The sequence below is a fragment of the Terrisporobacter muris genome (assembly GCF_024621905.1).
In the GTDB taxonomy this organism is placed as follows: domain Bacteria; phylum Bacillota; class Clostridia; order Peptostreptococcales; family Peptostreptococcaceae; genus Terrisporobacter; species Terrisporobacter muris.
Genome location: NZ_JANKBY010000041.1, coordinates 1 through 18,651 on the forward strand (window position 1 = coordinate 1; position 18,651 = coordinate 18,651).

The 18,651-nt window shown below is 31.9% G+C and carries 16 protein-coding genes and 2 riboswitches; all 16 genes read right to left on the reverse strand.

Annotated elements, in window-relative coordinates:
- Positions 1-47: 47 nt before the first annotated feature.
- Entirely contained in the window at positions 48-812 is a 765-nt protein-coding gene (locus NSA58_RS05325) for an IclR family transcriptional regulator (protein ID WP_039679750.1), read from the reverse strand.
- A gap of 8 nt (positions 813-820) precedes the next feature.
- On the reverse strand, positions 821-1,645 hold the full coding sequence (gene panB, locus NSA58_RS05330) for a 3-methyl-2-oxobutanoate hydroxymethyltransferase (protein WP_074078841.1): 825 nt from the start codon (positions 1,643-1,645) through the stop codon (positions 821-823).
- 47 nt (positions 1,646-1,692) lie between these two features.
- The gene (panF, locus tag NSA58_RS05335; RefSeq protein ID WP_074078840.1) at positions 1,693-3,189 is read right to left on the reverse strand and encodes a sodium/pantothenate symporter; all 1,497 of its coding nucleotides are present in this window, start codon (positions 3,187-3,189) and stop codon (positions 1,693-1,695) included.
- A complete protein-coding gene (locus tag NSA58_RS05340) occupies positions 3,189-3,512 on the reverse strand; it encodes a YhdT family protein (protein ID WP_052232985.1) in 324 nt (107 codons plus the stop codon). Before NSA58_RS05340 ends, panF begins: the two co-directional genes overlap by 1 nt.
- A gap of 25 nt (positions 3,513-3,537) precedes the next feature.
- Positions 3,538-4,788: a M20 family metallopeptidase gene (locus NSA58_RS05345; RefSeq protein WP_039679754.1), complete on the reverse strand. Its 1,251-nt coding sequence runs from the start codon at positions 4,786-4,788 to the stop codon at positions 3,538-3,540.
- Positions 4,789-4,802: 14 nt separating this feature from the next.
- Positions 4,803-5,714: a ketopantoate reductase family protein gene (locus NSA58_RS05350; protein ID WP_039679755.1), complete on the reverse strand. Its 912-nt coding sequence runs from the start codon at positions 5,712-5,714 to the stop codon at positions 4,803-4,805.
- Positions 5,715-6,748: 1,034 nt separating this feature from the next.
- Entirely contained in the window at positions 6,749-9,316 is a 2,568-nt protein-coding gene (grdC, locus tag NSA58_RS05355) for a glycine/sarcosine/betaine reductase complex component C subunit beta (protein ID WP_039679756.1), read from the reverse strand.
- Positions 9,317-9,408: 92 nt separating this feature from the next.
- Positions 9,409-9,879 (reverse strand): glycine/sarcosine/betaine reductase complex selenoprotein A, encoded by a 471-nt coding sequence (gene grdA / locus NSA58_RS05360; RefSeq protein ID WP_079764868.1) that lies wholly within the window; start codon positions 9,877-9,879, stop codon positions 9,409-9,411.
- Between the two features lie 155 nt (positions 9,880-10,034).
- A complete protein-coding gene (gene trxA / locus NSA58_RS05365) occupies positions 10,035-10,352 on the reverse strand; it encodes a thioredoxin TrxA (protein WP_039679759.1) in 318 nt (105 codons plus the stop codon).
- A gap of 67 nt (positions 10,353-10,419) precedes the next feature.
- Positions 10,420-11,364 carry a thioredoxin-disulfide reductase gene (trxB, locus tag NSA58_RS05370; RefSeq protein ID WP_039679760.1) on the reverse strand — a complete coding sequence of 315 codons (945 nt, stop codon included), beginning with the start codon at positions 11,362-11,364 and terminating at the stop codon, positions 10,420-10,422.
- A 62-nt stretch (positions 11,365-11,426) separates the two neighbouring features.
- Positions 11,427-12,728, reverse strand: coding sequence for a glycine reductase complex selenoprotein B (gene grdB, locus NSA58_RS05375; RefSeq protein ID WP_079764867.1), 1,302 nt, complete (start codon positions 12,726-12,728; stop codon positions 11,427-11,429).
- A gap of 18 nt (positions 12,729-12,746) precedes the next feature.
- The gene (locus tag NSA58_RS05380; protein WP_257560231.1) at positions 12,747-14,027 is read right to left on the reverse strand and encodes a glycine/sarcosine/betaine reductase component B subunit; all 1,281 of its coding nucleotides are present in this window, start codon (positions 14,025-14,027) and stop codon (positions 12,747-12,749) included.
- A 140-nt stretch (positions 14,028-14,167) separates the two neighbouring features.
- Complete coding sequence (locus NSA58_RS05385; protein WP_074078839.1) at positions 14,168-14,530, reverse strand: GrdX family protein; 363 nt, start codon at positions 14,528-14,530, stop codon at positions 14,168-14,170.
- A gap of 168 nt (positions 14,531-14,698) precedes the next feature.
- A riboswitch (glycine riboswitch) is annotated at positions 14,699-14,798 on the reverse strand.
- 206 nt (positions 14,799-15,004) lie between these two features.
- Positions 15,005-15,475 (reverse strand): glycine/sarcosine/betaine reductase complex selenoprotein A, encoded by a 471-nt coding sequence (gene grdA, locus NSA58_RS05390; protein WP_079764866.1) that lies wholly within the window; start codon positions 15,473-15,475, stop codon positions 15,005-15,007.
- A 24-nt stretch (positions 15,476-15,499) separates the two neighbouring features.
- Complete coding sequence (grdB, locus tag NSA58_RS05395; protein WP_257560232.1) at positions 15,500-16,807, reverse strand: glycine reductase complex selenoprotein B; 1,308 nt, start codon at positions 16,805-16,807, stop codon at positions 15,500-15,502.
- Positions 16,808-16,820: 13 nt separating this feature from the next.
- On the reverse strand, positions 16,821-18,101 hold the full coding sequence (locus NSA58_RS05400) for a glycine/sarcosine/betaine reductase component B subunit (RefSeq protein ID WP_039679768.1): 1,281 nt from the start codon (positions 18,099-18,101) through the stop codon (positions 16,821-16,823).
- A gap of 371 nt (positions 18,102-18,472) precedes the next feature.
- Positions 18,473-18,575: riboswitch (glycine riboswitch) on the reverse strand.
- Between the last annotated feature and the right edge of the window lie 76 nt (positions 18,576-18,651).

The following is an 18,651-nucleotide window of genomic DNA, read 5'->3' on the forward strand; positions in this document are numbered from 1 at the left end:
AAAAAATAAAAAGAAGTCATATTAAATATAACTTCTTTTTATTTAACTTATAATATATAACTTCTTGCTAACTCCCCTTCTATGCAGCTAGCATAGTATTTTAAATATTTTATAAACTGTTCTTTTCTCTCATCATTTAATCTGATAGTTGGTGTAGCAATACTTATGCTTGCTATTGCAGATCCATCTTTACTTTTTATAGGTACAGCTAAGCAAGATAAATATTCTATATATTCTTCATCATCAAATGCATATCCATTTAATTTTATATCCTCTAACTCTTTAATTAACTCTTCACTTCCTACAATAGTTTTTTCAGTAAACTTCTCGAAATTTATACTTGTAAAATCCCTTCTATTACTATATGCTAGTATAGCCTTTCCCAACGAGCTACAGTATATAGGTACTTTTTTTCCTACTTCTAAATCAATTCTCAATGGTTCTTTTGTCATTATCTTATCCAAGTATATAATATTATCACCAGTTACTACTGCTAAATTTACTGTTTCATTACATTCATCATAGAGCCTTTGCAAATAAGGTTTTGCAATTTTTTTTATGGGCATTTTATCTGTAACACTATTTCCTAGTTCGAATATTTTTATAGTTGCATAATAAGTATTGTCTTCTTTACTTTGATCTATATAATTCATTTCTTTGAATGTTGCTAAAATCCTATGAATAGTACTTTTACCTAAATTAGTTATATCATTAATTTCTTTTAAACTCATTCTTTCATTTTTAACAACTAATTCTAATACTTCAAAGGATTTCATTAATGATTTTATTAAATATCTATTTTCTTCTTCCATCAAGCTATCTATTCTATCCCCTCTACATTTATATTAAAGCTATACTCTGGTGATGGGAAACTTCCTTCTTTTACTTCTTCATTAAATTCATCATACGCTTTTATCATTATATCTCTTATATTTGAATATTTTTTTACAAATTTAGGTGTAAATTTATCATACATTCCCATCATATCTTGTGTAACTAAAACTTGTGCATCAACATCTGGTCCTGCTCCAATTCCTATTATCGGTATATCAACTGATTCTGACATTAATTTAGCAACTTGAGATGGAACACATTCAACAACTGCTGCAAATGCTCCAGCTTTAGCAACTGCTTTTATATCCTTTATTAATTTTTGAGCTGTTTTTAAATCTTTTCCTTGAACTTTAAATCCTCCAAGTTGTGCTGTTGTTTGAGGTGTTAATCCTAAGTGAGCCATTACAGGTATACCTGCTTTTACTATTGCTTCTATTGTATCTGCAAATTCTACACCACCTTCCAATTTAATACAATCACATCCTGCTTCTTTCATTATTCTATTCGAATTTTTTATAGCTTCTTCCACTGAAACATTATATGATCCAAATGGCATATCTCCAACTATAAATGTATTTGGAGCTCCTTTTACAACTGGTCTTATATGATGTATCATTTCTTCAATTGTCACACCTGTTGTTGAATCATACCCCAACATTACCATTCCTAGAGAGTCTCCTACTAATATCAGCTCCGCTGTTGATGAATCGACTATTGATGCACTTGTATAGTCATATGCTGTTACCATTGTAAATTTTTTACCTTCTTGCTTCATTTTCTTCATATCTAATACACTTACTTTTTTTTTCATATCTTTTCCTCCCCTAATTATAATTATATATTATTTTTGAATATAATTTACTTAGAATATACTCCCCAGAACAATTCTAGAATTTCATCTGATGGTGACTTTGTTGATTTTGATACTATTATAAATGAAACTAATGATATAACTAACGGAAGCACTATTGTATGCATTCCCAAAGGTCTTGGCCATACATAACTAAATAATACATAAGTACCTATTCCGGATATAATTGCTGCTAATGCTCCCTGTGCGTTTGCTCTTTTCCAATATAGTCCTAATATTATTGGCCATAAGAAAGTTGCTATTATACCTGCATTTGCATATAAGTTTAACCAAACTATTAAATCTGGTGGGTTAAAAGCAACTATATATATGATTACACCTAAAACACTTGTAGCTAATATACTAATTTTGCCTATTTTTTTTGAATTAGATTTTATTTTAGGATTTATATAATTTATATATAAATCATTTACTATTGCACCTGATGCCACTAATAATTGAGAATCTACCGTAGACATTATTGATGCTAAAGGACCTGCTAATAATAAACCTGCTACAACAGAAGGAAATAATTGTGTAGTCAATGTTGGTACAACTAAATCCCCCGATTCTATACCAGTTACTAGAGTACTTCCAAATGCACCTACTAGATGCATACCTAATAATAATATTGCAGAAACTATTGTTCCATATTTTAAACCATCATGTAGACTTTTCGTATCTTTATAACTCATCGCTCTTTGTGATACTGATGGTATTCCTACTACTGCAAAACCAACTAAGATCCAGAATGATGTTACCCAAGCTACTGTCATATGACCTTCAGTTACACCAAAAGGTGTTATAAGTCCTTCATTTATACCTTGCATATTAGTTATTATATTTTCAACTCCGCCACCTGCTATAACCGCTCCTATAAATATACCTATAGTTGCAATTGTCATTATTACACCTTGAACTGTATCTGATATAGTAACTGCCCTAAATCCTCCTATAACTGTATGAACTACAACAGTTACACCAAATGCAGTTAAAGCTACTGAGTATGGAAGACCTACCGATCCTTGTAATAGTCTTGCAGCGCCTACCCATTGAGCAGCCATAGCTGCTATAAAAAATACTACTATAGATAAAGATGTCAATATAACTACTGCATCAGACTTATATCTTTCTCTTAAAAAGTCTGTTATTGTAACGGCATTTATTTTTCTTGAAATTATAGCAAACTTCTTGCCTAAAACGGCTAAAGTAAAATATCCAGTCGGCATTTGTGCCATTGCTAAAAACACCCATGCTAATCCTTGAGTATATGCTGTTCCAGGTCCACCTATAAAACTTCCTGCACTAAGATATGTTGTTACAAGAGTCATAGCTAAAACAAATCCTCCAAGTCCTCTTCCACCTGTCATATACTCATCCATAAATTCACCATCATCGCTATTTCTAGCTTTGTTTACGAACTTCATAGAGTAAAATCCAACTCCAAATACAACTATAAAGTATAATAAAATCGGTATTAATACACCGTAGTTTATAGAGTTCATTATTTATACTCCTTTCTATATTCTTCAATTTCTTCTTCTGATAATGCTTCTAGGGACATATTTTTAAAATATTTATTTATCATTACAACTGTAAGAATTGAAAAAAGAATGCTACCTACTATACAACTCATAAAAAACCATGTTGGAAATCCCATAATATAAGTATATTCTGAAACTGGTTTTGATCCTAAACCATATCCCCAACTAAACCACCATATTAAGTTGAAAATTCCAAGACCAAGGCCCATCCAAGCTTCCTTGTTACATTGCTTATATCTAGGATCTTCTATAAAAATATTTTTTTTACCCTTATTATCTTCCATAGGATTACTCTCCTTTTTTAGCATATTAATATTCTTCATTCAAATAATATAAAGCTGTAAGTGCATACATTTTAGATGTTTCTATAATATCGTCTATTTCACACCACTCGTCAACTTGATGCGGTACTTCTCTATCTCCTGCTCCTGTTACAATTACAGGTATACCTTTTTGACATTGAATAAATGTTCCATCAGTTGCTCCTGGTACTCCATTATAAATTGGCTCTGCATTCATTACCTCTTTATACGCTTTAGCTATAGATTTAACAACTGGTTCTTCCTTAGAAGTTTCTGTCCATGGTCTATCATCTAACACCTCCATTGTTGCAGTAAATTTATCATCTCCTTCTCTAAATTGAGAAGTGAATTCGTCTATAATTCCTTGTATCTGACGTTTTATAGCTTCATGATCTTGACCCGGTACAGTCCTTATATCTAAAGTTATATATGCATCTGAAGGTATAACATTTATTTGAGCAACTCCATTTATTGGCGCTTGTATCATTGTAGGTGTCATACTTGGATATCCTAAATACTCATGTTTACCAAGTCTTAGTTTTTCAAATGTTTCTAATCGTCTAACTTCGCATATAACTTTACCTATTGCCCAATTAGGACAATTTCCCGATAATGGCATACATCCATGTGCCATTTTCCCATAAAAATTAATTTTAATTCTAAGAGCTCCTTTTTGGAATATACATAAGTTTTTTTCTTCTGGTTCACAAATAACTGCTGCATCTACTTTATCTGCCCATCCATTATTTATGAAACTTTTTATTCCAAGCATTAACCCTTCTTCATCACAAGGTATACATAATAATATATTTCCACTAAACTTTTCCTTAGCATCTTTTATAGCTTTAACTGCATATACAGCAGCTGCTAAATTTTGTTTAGTATCGCAAGATCCTCTGCCATAAATTCTTTTTTTACCATCTACTTCTACTATCTCCCCACCAAATGGATCATACGTCCATTGTTCATAATCTCCTGCAGAAACAACATCTGTATGTCCTTCAAATAATATAGTCTTACCTGAGTCTTCACCTCTTAGAAAAGCAATCACATTTGGTCTATTCTTTACTGCATCTTCAATATAAACTTCAAAACCTTCTTTTTTTAAAAAATCAAATACATATTGGGCTACCCTGCTTTCATTTGCATCTTCATCTTCTGAATCAAATACACTATTAATTTGTATTAACTCCCTGGTAAAATTAATAAGACCTTCTGAATCCAACATCTCTAATACCTTTTCATAGTCACATTTCATAATATTACTCCCCCCTATTTTAAATCGTTTATTGATTTTACAAGCTTGACAATTGTACTGTTAATTGGAGTACTAATTCCAAGTTTTTCGCCAACTTTTACAACTGCTCCATTTATCTTATCTATCTCTGTTTCTCTTTTATTTAAAATATCTTGTAACATTGATGATTTATTGCTGTAAGTATTGCTAGCCACATTTTTAACTTTTTCTAATGTTTCATCCTTTTCTAAATTTATTCCTATTTCTTTAGCTATAGATACACTTTCATCAACCAAATCTTTTATTAAATCAAGACTATAGCTTGATTCAAGCAACTTTCCATTTTCTATTTTCAAAATCGCAGTTAATGGATTTATTGCAATATTTATAATTAATTTTGACCATATTAGTTCTAAAATATTTTCACTTATATCTGTGTCTATGCCACAATACTCCATATTTTTTTTTATTTTTTCTGCTTTATACTTTGACTTCTCATCTAATGGTCCTATATATGTCATACCAACACCTGCATGTTTAATTTTTCCAGGCCCAAGTAAAGTAGCTCCATGAGAAGTAGTTCCTACAATTATATTTTCTCTTTTTACTACAGTTTCTATGTCTTCTGTGTTTCCATACCCATTTTGTAATGACAGGACTATAGTATCGTCACATATTATATCTTGATTTGACTGAATTGCTTTTAAAGTATGTATGGATTTTACAAATACTATAACTAAATCAAGATGTGGTACTAATTTTGAATCTGTTGTAGCTTTAGGATATACTATATTCTCTACTTTATCTTCTACTATTTTTAATCCATCTCTATTGATACAATCTATATGTTCTTTCCATATATCTATTAGATATACATCATTTTGTTTAGATAATATTCCTCCATATAAACTTCCCATAGCCCCTGCACCTATAATTCCTATTTTCATACATCCACCACCTTGTATTATACATTTAAATAATTTTTGTTCTACAATGTGAAACATCGTTTCATATTGTTATATTTAGATTATAATTCAACACTTCCCCAAATGTAACCGTTTTCAAAGAAGTATACAGTATTTTTTTTATATATAATTTTTACATAACACAATAAAGATGTTATTTATTTTAATTATTAAGAATACTCCTAATATCTAATTCTTTTTCATTATAGCAATTAGAAGTTGATTAAATGCAACTTCTATATTTTATTCATCATCTTAATATTCGTTGTTATCACTTAGTTTCACGAATTTCTCATAGATTTGAGATCAATAAATTTCCTGATAGTATAATATTTAGTTGACTTTTAAATATTGACTTTTTTCAAAATAACGTAAAAGTCAATTATGTAATAAAAGTAGTTGGCTATCAATAAAAAAATATTACTGCAAAAATAATTGGTAAAACAATTAATGATATTCAAAGTGAGATATTAGATAAGTTTTTAGATACTAGATGGAATAAATCAAAAAATAAAATAGTTCTTTGGATATACTCACACTGTAACAAACGTAGTTTTTTTGTCAAAATAGGTCATAAATTAGGAAAGTTAGAAATATTGGAAGGTAAGATAAAGTTTAATTTATATCAAGTTACATGTAAATCTTGTAGAAAGATATTTTCACTATTTCCGCAGTTATTAGGATTAAAATAAAGAGATTCTGAAATATATCTTGTAATTTAACCAGTAAAAATAACTGTTAAAAATGGTAAGACTTATAATGAAGAAGACTATTTGCTTTTATGCTAACAAAAGCTTAAAATCCCAACTATCAAAACATTCTTTTGATAATGTAATAGTCGATGAATATACTAGTCATCTAAATTTAGTTAAGGATGTATTTGAAGAGACTACGCATATAAAGATGTAAATGGCACATAACGAGGCATTTAAATGTCAAGAAAAGCTTGCACTATTAATTTCCTCATATTATAAAAAAAGGAAGAAAATAAAAATTTTCTTCCTTTTTTGCACTACTTATTCACTTATAAATTTTGCTTCTATTAATAATGCTCTAGATTTTTCTAGATTAGTAGGACTAACAAGTACTATTGGTCCTGTACAACCCATTCCACTTTCAGCGTATATTTTATTTTTCCATAAAACTTCTACTGCATCTTCCAAGTCCATTACGTCTATTCCAGATATTTGCTCTGTAACAACTTCTTTTTCTGGAGCTTCTACTTTTTCTTCAGATGTTGTAGTTGATTCCGGCTTAGATTTTTTTAGTCCTTGTAAAACTTCATTAAATCCAGCATTTTCAACTTTTGCAAATTCTTCTTTTGATATGTTATGAACATCATTATTTACAAGTTCAGCTGCAAACTTAATTGCTCCTTCTATAACTGGTGCACCTGATGCTCTTGATATAATCATTATTAATTTATTGAAATCTTTCCCTATTCCTGGTCCGTATCCATAACCTACTGATTCATATTTCCCACCTGAATTATAAGCAGAGAACATCTTAATTAATAAATTTCCTGTTAATGAGTCTGTAACCATTACATCAGCTGATGCTGTCATCAAATCGTTACCTCTCATAACTATTCCACCATCTGCTCTATCAGACTGTGCAAAGTTTATATCATATCCTTTTTCTTTTAAAGCTTTCAGTGCTATTTCCACTTGTCTAGCACCATCTACATTAGCTATACCTACAGTTGGATTTTTTATTCCACAAGCCTTTGCAGTTATTATTCCATAGATAGCATTTTTAACCATTCCTTCTACTCTATCAGCAGAAGAAGTTCCTGTTGTAGTTGCTATGAACATTTCTCTTCCTTTTTCAGGAGTTATAACCCTACCTACTGTTGATACTCCTATTGGGAATGGATAATGCATAGTTACAGCTCCATCAACTTTTTTACTGTCTAAAAGCCCTTCCATTAACTCATGAGCTTCTTTTTCACAGTCAGTTTTAACATGCTTTAGCCCTTCAGCACTTTCACTGCCTATAGTTGTAACCGAAATATTTGACTTAGTAGCTTTTAGAGCACCTTCTATTACATTAGCTTCCCCATGCTCACTACCTAAAGTAGTTATTGCTATTTTAGGTATCTTAACATCTACTGATTCATCTTCTTCTAAATCTTGGATTTTCTTAGCTTGGTTTTCTTCTATTACAAAAGATATACCATCAAATAGATTTGTCATTCTTCCAAGGAATAAACTTCCTTTACCAACTATCATGGCATTTCTAATTTTACCATTCATTATATCTTCTCTTGCAAACCCTAAATAAGGTACTCCTGATGGAATATGTCCTTGAGTTGGAGCCCAACCCACCATTCCATGTTTTTCTATAAATGATAGTAATTCTTTTCTATCTAAATCACCCTTTTTAACTGCTAGAGCACCTATCATTTTGTAGTTAGAATTTGGAACATCTCCAGCGCCTGCAGGCTTAGTTATATCAGGGTTTTGCATTTCTGCTGAATACTTATCTATATCAGTAATTTTAAGTCCTGCTTTATCAAGTGGTTCACTAACTAGTGAAGTTATTACAGCTTGTGGAGAAGATCCAGTTCCAACATTATGACGTCCCACCATATCATTTCTTATTTCAGGGCTTACACCATCATTTTCACTTACTAATACTGCAAATCCAGCAACCATATCTTCAAGAATTGGCATACCTTTTTTTACATGGTCTTTACCATTCATTCCAAGTTTTGCAGTAGAACCACCAGCACAAACTATTACATTTTTAAAAGTTCCACTCTTAACAAGAGCTGCAGCATGAACCATTGCATGAGCTGGCCCTGCGCAGAATCCTCTAACATCTGAACCTGTTGCATTGTTAAGTCCTGCTATTTCAGCAGCAGCTTTGGCAAAGTTTCCTCCACCTCTTTGGTTCATATCACCACACGCTTCTTCACAACAATCTATAACATAATCTATGTCATCCTTATTAACATTATTTTTATCAAGCATATTCATTATAGAGAATGAACAAGAAGCTTTTGATACTAAGTTTTCAAATAATACATGTGCAGATAAGTTAGTGTCTACATCATGAGCATTTTTTATGCAACCTACTACTTCTCCATTATTATATAAAGGTTCTGCATGCTCTTCTTCTATAAATTTCATTATAGTATCTAATTCTTCACCTTCTTTAATTTTTTCAACTAAATCAGATGAGATTAACTTATTCTCACTTAATAAATTCTTGCTTAAAGATGCAAAGTTTTTTTCTAATTTAACTAAATCAAATACATCACATATTTGCATTAATCCTATAAACTCTTCTTGTGGCATTATTTCTCCAAACTTACCATATTTACTAGCGTCTGGAGCTTCTTTATCATGCCAAGGCATTTCATATTTCGATAATTCATCTGGAGTTATATTCCCTATATATGCTTGATTTGGTGGATATTTTACCACTTCATCATAAGTTCTTATATGATCTTTTAATACTTTTAAATACTCAGAATCTGGATTAACTACTCTCTCAGTAGTTTGAGTAGTCCCGTTATGAATTACCATATCAGGAGTATGAGCAAGTATGTATCCTGCTGCTTTTAATACACTATTCATATTGTTCCCCCTATTTTGAAATTAGCTAATCAATAAGAGTTATAAGTAATCCTTACCGATTAGCTAATTTATTTTAATATTTATAGATTTTCTTAATATTTACAGAATTGATCTCTTATAGATGACATTTCGCCTACTATATCATCAACATCTAATACCATTTCCATCATACCTATTTGCTCGTCATAAACACCAGCATCAAATTCTTCTTTTACTTGTGGCTCACAAGCATGGTATACTTGAAGTCCTAACTGGACTCCTGTCAATGGACCTGCATATGTTGGGTCACCTGCAGTTACAGTTTCTGCAGCAAGTCCTGCAGCTTCACCTTCTGCAGCACCTAGCATAACAACAACATTTTCACAACCAAATTCTTCAGCAAATTCTTTTACTCTTTTTTGGTTTTCTAGATCCATTGCTCCAGCAGCAGTTCAGACAAAGCATTCAGTTGAAGAGAAAACTACCTCTCCACCAGCTGTCTTTACACATTCTTCTATTGCTGGACCAGGAATACCATCTCTGTCACCGATTATGATGACTTTCTTATTTTCTAATATACTCATTAGAAATACCTCCTGTCCTTATTTTTTTATTTTAATAACAGATATATAACTAATTTACAGTCACACATCCATCATACTATAAACCATTTTTTATAGATGTTTTAAGCAACGCATATATCTACAGTGAAGCAAAGATATACCGTTGGCGCCATACCTTATAAGTATTTTTTGATCATTGCTTCGATGTTTTCTTCAGTTGCATCATCTTTAATAACTTCGTCAATCTTAGCTCCATCTTTATATATAGCAATAACTGGTAAACCTAATATTTTTTCACTTATAGCAAGTCTTCTTGCTTTAGTTGTATTTAATTTAGTGAACTTTAATTGCTCTCCATATTTTTCACTTAAGGCCTCAACTGTAGGCATTAAAGCTGCACAAGGCTCACAACCATCACCAAAAAAATCTACTAATACATATCCTTCACCTTCAAGAACTTCTGTCTTAAAAGTATTTTTATCAACTACTAACATTTTATATCCTCCTTTTTTATTTAAGCAACGGAGTTGTCTGATGTTAAGCAAAGACAACTCGTTGGCGTTATGAGCATGGCGAATTTTCTATATATTTCTCAGCTTGAACAGCTGCTATAGCACCATCTGCTACTGCAGTTACTACCTGTCTTAAAGATTTAACTCTAACATCCCCTGCAGCAAATACTCCATCAATATTTGTCTTCATGTCTTCATCTGTAACTATATATCCATTTTCTAGAGTTAATATATCTTTGAATAATTCAGTCTTTGGAAGATATCCAATAAATCCAAATAATCCAAAAGTCATGTCTTCTTCATCAGCTTCTATAGTTGTTAATTCGCCTGTTTTCACATTTTCAACAACCATATAGCTTAAGATTCCATCTCCACCTAACTCTTTAACTTTAGAGTCCCACATGAATTTTATTTTTTCGTTCTTAAAAGCCTTATCTTGTATAGATTTAGCAGCTCTAAGTTCATCTCTTCTATGAATTATTGTTACGCTTCTACCAAACTTCGTAAGATACATAGCTTCTTCTACAGCTGTATCCCCACCACCAACTACATATATATCAAGGTCTTCAAAGAAAGATCCATCACATGTAGCACAATATGAAACACCTTTTCCTGTATATTCTTTTTCGCCTACACAGCCTATCGGTCTTGATGAAGCTCCTGTAGCTACAATTATTGTTTTAGCTTTATATACATCTTTTTTGCCTCTTAGTTGTTTTATAGAACCCTCTAAAAATACAGATTCTATCTCATCATAAACAACCTCAGCTCCAAAATTAAGTACTTGTTTATGCATTCTATCTATTAAAGTAGGGCCAGACTCACCTTCTAAGCATCCTGGGTAATTTTCAACCTCAGAAGTTAATGCTATTTGGCCACCTTCTTTTTTCTTTTCAATTACTAAAGTGTTTAATCTTGCCCTCCCTGCATATAATGCAGCTGAAAGTCCTGCTGGGCCTCCACCGATAACGATGACATCATATAGCTTACTCACTATATCCCCTCCCATATTATTAAAATTTTTAGATTTTAAAATCTTAAATTTAAGCAAATTTTTTATTCAAATACAGTTTGGTCTTCAACTTCAGTTTGTAAAGCTTTTAATGCTTTTTCAACTAAGTGTCTTCTTATTTTTTGTTCTTCCTCTAATGGTAATGCTGGATTTCCAAGAGGATGAGGGATTGCTATTGTTGGTACTATTCTATTAGCTCCAACTGTTAAAGAAATAGGTACTACTGTACACATGTGTACTACTGGTATTCCAGCTCTTTCTATTTCTTTTACCATCGTTGCACCGCAACGAGTACAAGTACCTCACGTACTAGTTAGAATTACAGCGTCAACACCATCTGCAACTAATTCTTTAGCTATTTCAGCAGCATACTTCTTAGCATTTGCAACTGCAGTTCCGTTACCAACAGTTGTATAGAAGTATTGATGTAAACTTCCTATTACACCTTGCTCTTCAAATTCTCTAAGTACATCTACTGGTAAAACTCTATCTGGCTCTTCATTTGCATAAACTGGGTCATATCCACCATGAGCAGTTTCATGATCAGCACTACTTAATACCTTAAATGAACTTATATCATATTTTCCAAATTTAGAAGCACTTGAAGATTCTATATGATCTGGATTTCCTTTTGGAACTATACCACCAGAAGTAACAAGAGCTATTTTAGCTTTACTTATATCTTTAACTGCTTTATTTGGCTCTACTCTATCAAAATTAGGCATTGGATACTCAGTAGTAAACTCCTTACCATTTAACTTTTTAATTAACATTTCTACTGCTCTCTTAGATCCTCTTTCTTTTTCAAAGAAGTTCTTTCTTATACCATTAGGCATATATCCTTCTTCAACAGATGCACCTATTTCTTCACCTTTTGCAAGTTTAAGGGCAAGAGGAGCCATAACTTTAACAGCATCCCTCATTCCTACTGCTGAATTTTTAGTAGAAACCATGTAAACTTTATTTTTGAACATATCTGCACCTGGATTTTCTACGTACATACCAGTTAATGAAGGTATTTCTAACTCTTCTTTAACAGCAGTAGCTATAGTTCCACAAGCAACACCATATCTACCTGCATTAAATGCTGGACCTGCTATAAACACATCCGGATTATACTTTTTAACCATATCTAAAACTTCTTTTTTAGCTTCTTCTAAATTTTCATTAAAGTAAGAGTCACCACATATTACTGTAGCTACTATTTCTGCTTCTCCTTTAAATGCTGCATTGAAAGCAACACCTGGCCCCACTATTCCCTCTCTAACCTCAGGTTTAACATGAGCCATTTCTTCCCCACCTATTTGTGCGAAAAATTGATTTATATATTGAACAACTTTTATCATCTTCAACCCCCCTTTCAACTATCTAGCACTTAATTTATTAAATCCAAGTTCATTAGTAGCTCCAGTTATTACTTGAAGCTCTGCAACTATTGAACCATCTGGTTGTAAACTTCCATCAAATCCACCAGCTATAACATCAGCTACCTCAGCATATCCAATTACTTTATCCATTGGAGGAAGAGTAACTACCATATTTGCATTTCCACCTGTAACAACTGCATTTGCAAGAGGATCAGCATCAGCTAATGATTGAGATTTTCCATCTCTACCTGCATATTCATCAGTAACTATAACTGTTTTTATACCTTTTTCCTCTATCTTTTTACAGTTCATTATTAAGTCTGTATCTGGGTTACCAAATCCTTCTTGAGTTATAACAACCCCATCAAGTCCTAAAAACTCTGCTAATTTTGCACTCCAGTTAGAAGATCTTTCCTTATCAGCAAGGTAAACGTTTTCATTGGTTAGAATTACCCCAACAAAGTTTAACTCTTTACCATGCTTTTCAAATAAATCATGTATAACTGGGTTATTTAAATGATGATAAGTTGTGTTTTTGTCACATGCAGAAACACAGTTACCACTTACTACTGCACCATCCATTATTTCTGTTGGATTTATCAAGGTAGATATCGTTTTCTTAGCATCTACTCCATAAACATAAGTATCATGTAATAATCCTTGAGTTTGAAGCATATACACATAAGCTACTCTTGGTAGTTCTGGGTATTTTTTGTATCCTTCTATTATTGAATCTGTTTCATAAACTTCAACTTCATCTGGAGTTATATCTTTAGCTAACTCACCTAAGTATATAGCCGCTTTATATCCAGCATATCTTACAGCTTCTTCGTGATTATGTTGTTTTAAACCATCTGCTGGTTCACAAACTACTACCAAGTTGTTTAATTGAGAGAAAGGTGTATATTTAGAACCCTCACCACTCATATCTATTATTCCTTCTTGGAAACCTACTATCTTTCCTGTTGTAACTACAGCAGAACCTTTAAGTACATTAGTTTTACCCGAGCCAACTGTTGTAACCTTGTTTATCATACCTGGGAAAATTCCACCTTGTCCTTCAACTTTAACTCTTGGTTCTATAACATCTTTAACTGGCATAATACGAGTACTATCGCCTGGTTTTGCTATTTCTAAGTCAACTGACTTAATATTTTCATCTTCCATTAACAAGTCAATTAATTCTTGCTTATTAACATAAATAACTCCATCTTCCACTTTTGAAACATCAGAAAAACATATGTCCTTAATTTTTACATATCCTAATTCTAATTTCAAAAAAATCACCTCCATAAATTTTATTACTTGAGCTAGGTATTTATTTAAAAGCACTCTAAGTGCTATTAAAACATATTAGTATTTCTATGGAATAATCAATTCTACTAAATATATTGCACTTACTTCTAAATACACAATCTTTAAGAAAGAGCGTTTTGAATTATTGATAAATCTACAATTTTAAAATCTTCAATTATTCTATCTGTTAATTCAATAGTGTAATCTTTATCTTTTTTAAATTTATCATAAGTTATAATTGCATTTTCAATAATCATTAAAGATTTGTAATCTAGGGATTTTTTATAATCAGATATTAAGACTGACTTATATGGAGTTTCATTTGGTTTTATGCTACTAGATAGTGGATGAGTCAAAAGTACATATCCTTCATGCACTCTGTCTCTTACATAAAGTAAGATTTCTCTAAAGGAACATTCTTTATAATAGATTTTATAATCATTTTTATATTTTTCATGTACCTTGTTGTTATTAGTTATTATCATATATTTATCCCCCCAGAATATTTCTTTTTGGCAATAAAAATAGCAGAAAGCTACCCTAGCTTTCTGCTCTGTATTTAACCTGAGAGTTTTCCCCTAATATGTAGAGTTGCCCCTTCGGTGCACATATATCTAATGATAAAACTTAAGATATCATGCTTTCCAGAGTTAAGTCGTACTACGGTCCTTTTGCCTGAGAGTATCCCCAACATTCGCTTTATATTGGCTTATTCCTTCGGCGCTTATTACAAGTCTCTCCCGTAATAGTCATCCTTAATATAATAATTATCTTATTATTCTGTCATTTTAATTTTTTATTAATTTTATAGATTTTTTCTATATTAATTAGATTATAATTAACTTTATCTATAATAAGCAACAAGTTTTTTTATGTTTTTTCATGTTTTTTTATGTTTTTATTTTTACCATACTCATCACTTTTCACATATTATATTAAGGATAACTAGTTATAAGTTTTTAGTATTTACAATATTGTTCTCTAATAGTAGCCATTTCATTAACTATATCATCAACATCAAGTACCATTTCCATCATTCCTATTTGTTCATCATATACACCTGAGTCAAATTCGTCTTTTACTTGTGCCTCACAAGCATGATATACTTGAAGTCCTAACTGGACTCCTGTCAATGGACCTGCATATGTTGGGTCACCTGCAGTAACTGTTTCAGCAGCAAGACCTGCTGCTTCACCTTCAGCTGCACCTAATAAAACTACAACATTTTCACAGCCGAATTCTTCTGCAAATTCCTTTACTCTTTTTTGATTTTCTAAGTCCATTGCTCCAGCAGCAGTTCAGACAAAACATTCAGTTGAAGAGAATACAACCTCTCCACCTGCAGTTTTTACACACTCTTCTATTGCTGGACCAGGAATACCATCTCTGTCACCAATTATGATGACTTTCTTTTTTTCTAATATACTCATTAGAAATACCTCCTGATCTACATTTTATTCAAATACAGTTTGATCTTCTATTTCAGTTTGTAATGCTTTAAAAGCTTTTGTTACAAGATTTCTTCTTATTTTTTGTTCTTCTTCTAATGGTAATGCTGGGTTTCCAAGAGGATGAGGTATTGCTATTGTTGGTACTATTCTATTAGCTCCAACTGTCAAAGAAATAGGTACTACTGTACACATGTGTACTACTGGTATTCCAGCTCTTTCTATTTCTTTTACCATCGTTGCACCGCAACGAGTACAAGTGCCTCACGTACTAGTTAGAATTACAGCGTCAACACCATCAGCTTTCAACTCCTGAGCATATTTTGCTGCAAATCCTTTTGCATTAGCAACTGAAGTTCCATTTCCTACTGTTGCATAATAATATCTATGAAGCTCTCCTATTACACCTTGCTCTTCAAATTCTCTCATTACATCAACAGGTAAAACCCTGTTTGGATCATCATTAGCATAAACTGGATCATATCCACCATGAGCAGTTTGATGATCTTGACTACTTAATACTTTAAATCCTTCCAAGTCATATTTACCATATTTTGAAGCACTTGAAGATTCTATATGATCTGGATTTCCTTTTGGAACTATGCCTCCAGAAGTAACAAGGGCTATCTTAGCTTTAGACAAATCTTTAATCGCTGGATTTGGAGCTACTCTATCAAAATCAGGCATTGGATATTCAGTTATGAATTCTTCGCCCTTTAATTTTTTGATTAACATTTCTACAGCTCTCTTAGATCCTCTTTCAGCATCAAAGAAATTCTTTCTTATACCATTTGGCATATATCCTTCTTCAACAGATGCACCTATTTTTTCACCTTTTGCAAGCTTAAGAGCAAGAGGGGCCATAACTTTAACAGCGTCTCTCATACCTACTGCAGAGTTTTTAGTAGGAACCATATAAACCTTATCCTTAAACATATCTGCACCTGGGTTTTCTACATACATACCAGTTAATGAAGGTATTCCTAATTCTTCTTTAACAGCAGTAGCTATAGTACCGCAAGCAACACCATATCTCCCTGCATTAAATGCTGGGCCTGCTATAAATACATCTGGGTTATATCCCTTAACCATATCTAAAACTACTTTTTTAGCTTCTTCTAAGTTTTCATTAAAATAAGAGTCACCACATATTACTGTAGCTACTATTTCTGCTTCTTCTTTAAACGCTGCATTAAAAGCAACTCCTGGCCCAACTATACCTTTTCTCACCTCAGGCTTAACATGAGCCATTTCTTCTCCACCTATTTGTGCGAAAAATTGATTTATATACTGAACAACTTTTATCATCTTCAAACCCCCTTTCTACCTATCTTGCACTTAATTTATTAAAACCAATTTCATTTGTAGATCCTGTAATAACTTGAAGTTCTGCTACTATTGATCCATCTGGTTGTAAGCTACCGTCAAATCCACCAGCTATAACATCGGCTACTTCTGGATAACCTATTACTTTATCCATTGGAGGAAGAGTAACTAATTCATTTGCGTTTCCTCCTGTAACAACTGCATTTGCAAGAGCATCTGCATCTGCTAATGATTGAGATTTTCCATCCCTACCTGCATATTCATCAGTTATTATTACTGTTTTTATTCCTTTTTCTTCTATCTTCTTACAGTTCATAATTAAATCAGTATCTGGATTACCAAATCCTTCTTCGTTGATTATTACACCATCTACACCTAAGAATTCAGCTAGTTTTGCACTCCAGTTAGAAGATCTTTCTTTATCAGCTAAATAAACATTTTCATTTGTTATTATTACGCCAACAAAGTTTAGTTCTTTGCCATGCTTTTCAAATAAATCATGAATAACTGGGTTGTTTAAATGATGATAAGTTGTATTTTTATCACATGCAGAAACACAGTTACCACTTACTATTGCTCCGTCCATTACTTCTGTTGGATAAATCAAAGTAGATATAGTTTTCTTAGCATCTACACCATATACATAAGTATCATGCAATAATCCTTGAGTTTGAAGCATGTACACATAAGCTACTCTTGGTAATTCTGGATATTTCTTATATCCTTCTATTATTGAATCTGTTTCATAAACTTCTGTCTCATCTGGAGTAATATCTTTTGCCAAATCTCCTAAGTATGTTGCTGCTTTATATCCAGCAAATCTTAAGGCTGCTTCATGGTTATGTTGTTTTAATCCATCAATAGGTTCACAAACAACTACCAAGTTATTTAACTTAGAAAATGGAGTATATTTTGCACCTTCACCGCTCATATCAATAATTCCTTCTTGGAATCCAACTATCTTACCTGTTGTAACTACAGCTGAACCTTTAAGGACATTTGTTTTTCCACTTCCCACAGTAGTGACTTTACTCATCATACCTGGGAATATTCCTCCAGGACCTTCAACCTTAACCCTTGGTTCTATAACGTCTTTGACTGGCATTATACGTGTACTATCCCCTGGTTTAGCAATCTCTAAATCAACAGATTTAAGATTCTCATCTTCCATTAATAAGTCTATTAATTCTTGCTTATTAACATAGATAACACCATTTTCTACTTTTGAAACATCGGAAAAGCATATGTCATTAATTTTTACATATCCTAATTCTAATTTCAAAAAAATCACCTCCAAATTTTTTAATTTTTAACTAGGTTTAACATGATTATTTAAAAGCACATTTAAGGCTTATAAATCTTATTTGGTTTTAAATCTGTTGAAATTTATCATATGTCGATATGTTATTTAAGAAGTTTTAGAAATTTATAATCTAAATTTCATTTAGTATTTGATATTATAAATTGGTTTGAGTAAATTTAATTTATTAGTATTTGATGATAGGTAAGATAATATGCCAAAATTTTTACAACAAAAAAGCAGAAAGTTATATAGCTTTCTGCTCTGTATTTAACCTGAGAGTTTCCTCTAAAAGAGTTGCCCCTTCGGTGCAATATGCTCTATCATGTTGTATTATTTGCTTTCCAGAGTTAAGTCCTACTACGGTCCTTTTGCCTGAGATCATCTTTAGCACTCGCTTAGTACTGAATTATTCCTTCGGCTCTTAATTTAATAAGTATCTCCCGCAGTAATCAACCTTATAATATGTATTTTTATTAACATATTCATATACTAGAAAAATATTGTATAAAAATTTATTTCCTTTATTTAT

Coding starts and splice junctions, on each gene's coding strand:
- grdC (WP_039679756.1), bottom strand. CDS start 9,316: ATGAATAGTGTATTAAAAGCAGCAGGATACATACTTGCTCATACTCCT.
- NSA58_RS05345 (WP_039679754.1), bottom strand. CDS start 4,788: ATGAAATGTGACTATGAAAAGGTATTAGAGATGTTGGATTCAGAAGGT.
- NSA58_RS05385 (WP_074078839.1), bottom strand. CDS start 14,530: ATGATAATAACTAATAACAACAAGGTACATGAAAAATATAAAAATGAT.
- NSA58_RS05325 (WP_039679750.1), bottom strand. CDS start 812: ATGGAAGAAGAAAATAGATATTTAATAAAATCATTAATGAAATCCTTT.
- trxA (WP_039679759.1), bottom strand. CDS start 10,352: ATGTTAGTAGTTGATAAAAATACTTTTAAGACAGAAGTTCTTGAAGGT.
- NSA58_RS05350 (WP_039679755.1), bottom strand. CDS start 5,714: ATGAAAATAGGAATTATAGGTGCAGGGGCTATGGGAAGTTTATATGGA.
- panF (WP_074078840.1), bottom strand. CDS start 3,189: ATGAACTCTATAAACTACGGTGTATTAATACCGATTTTATTATACTTT.
- NSA58_RS05340 (WP_052232985.1), bottom strand. CDS start 3,512: ATGGAAGATAATAAGGGTAAAAAAAATATTTTTATAGAAGATCCTAGA.
- panB (WP_074078841.1), bottom strand. CDS start 1,645: ATGAAAAAAAAAGTAAGTGTATTAGATATGAAGAAAATGAAGCAAGAA.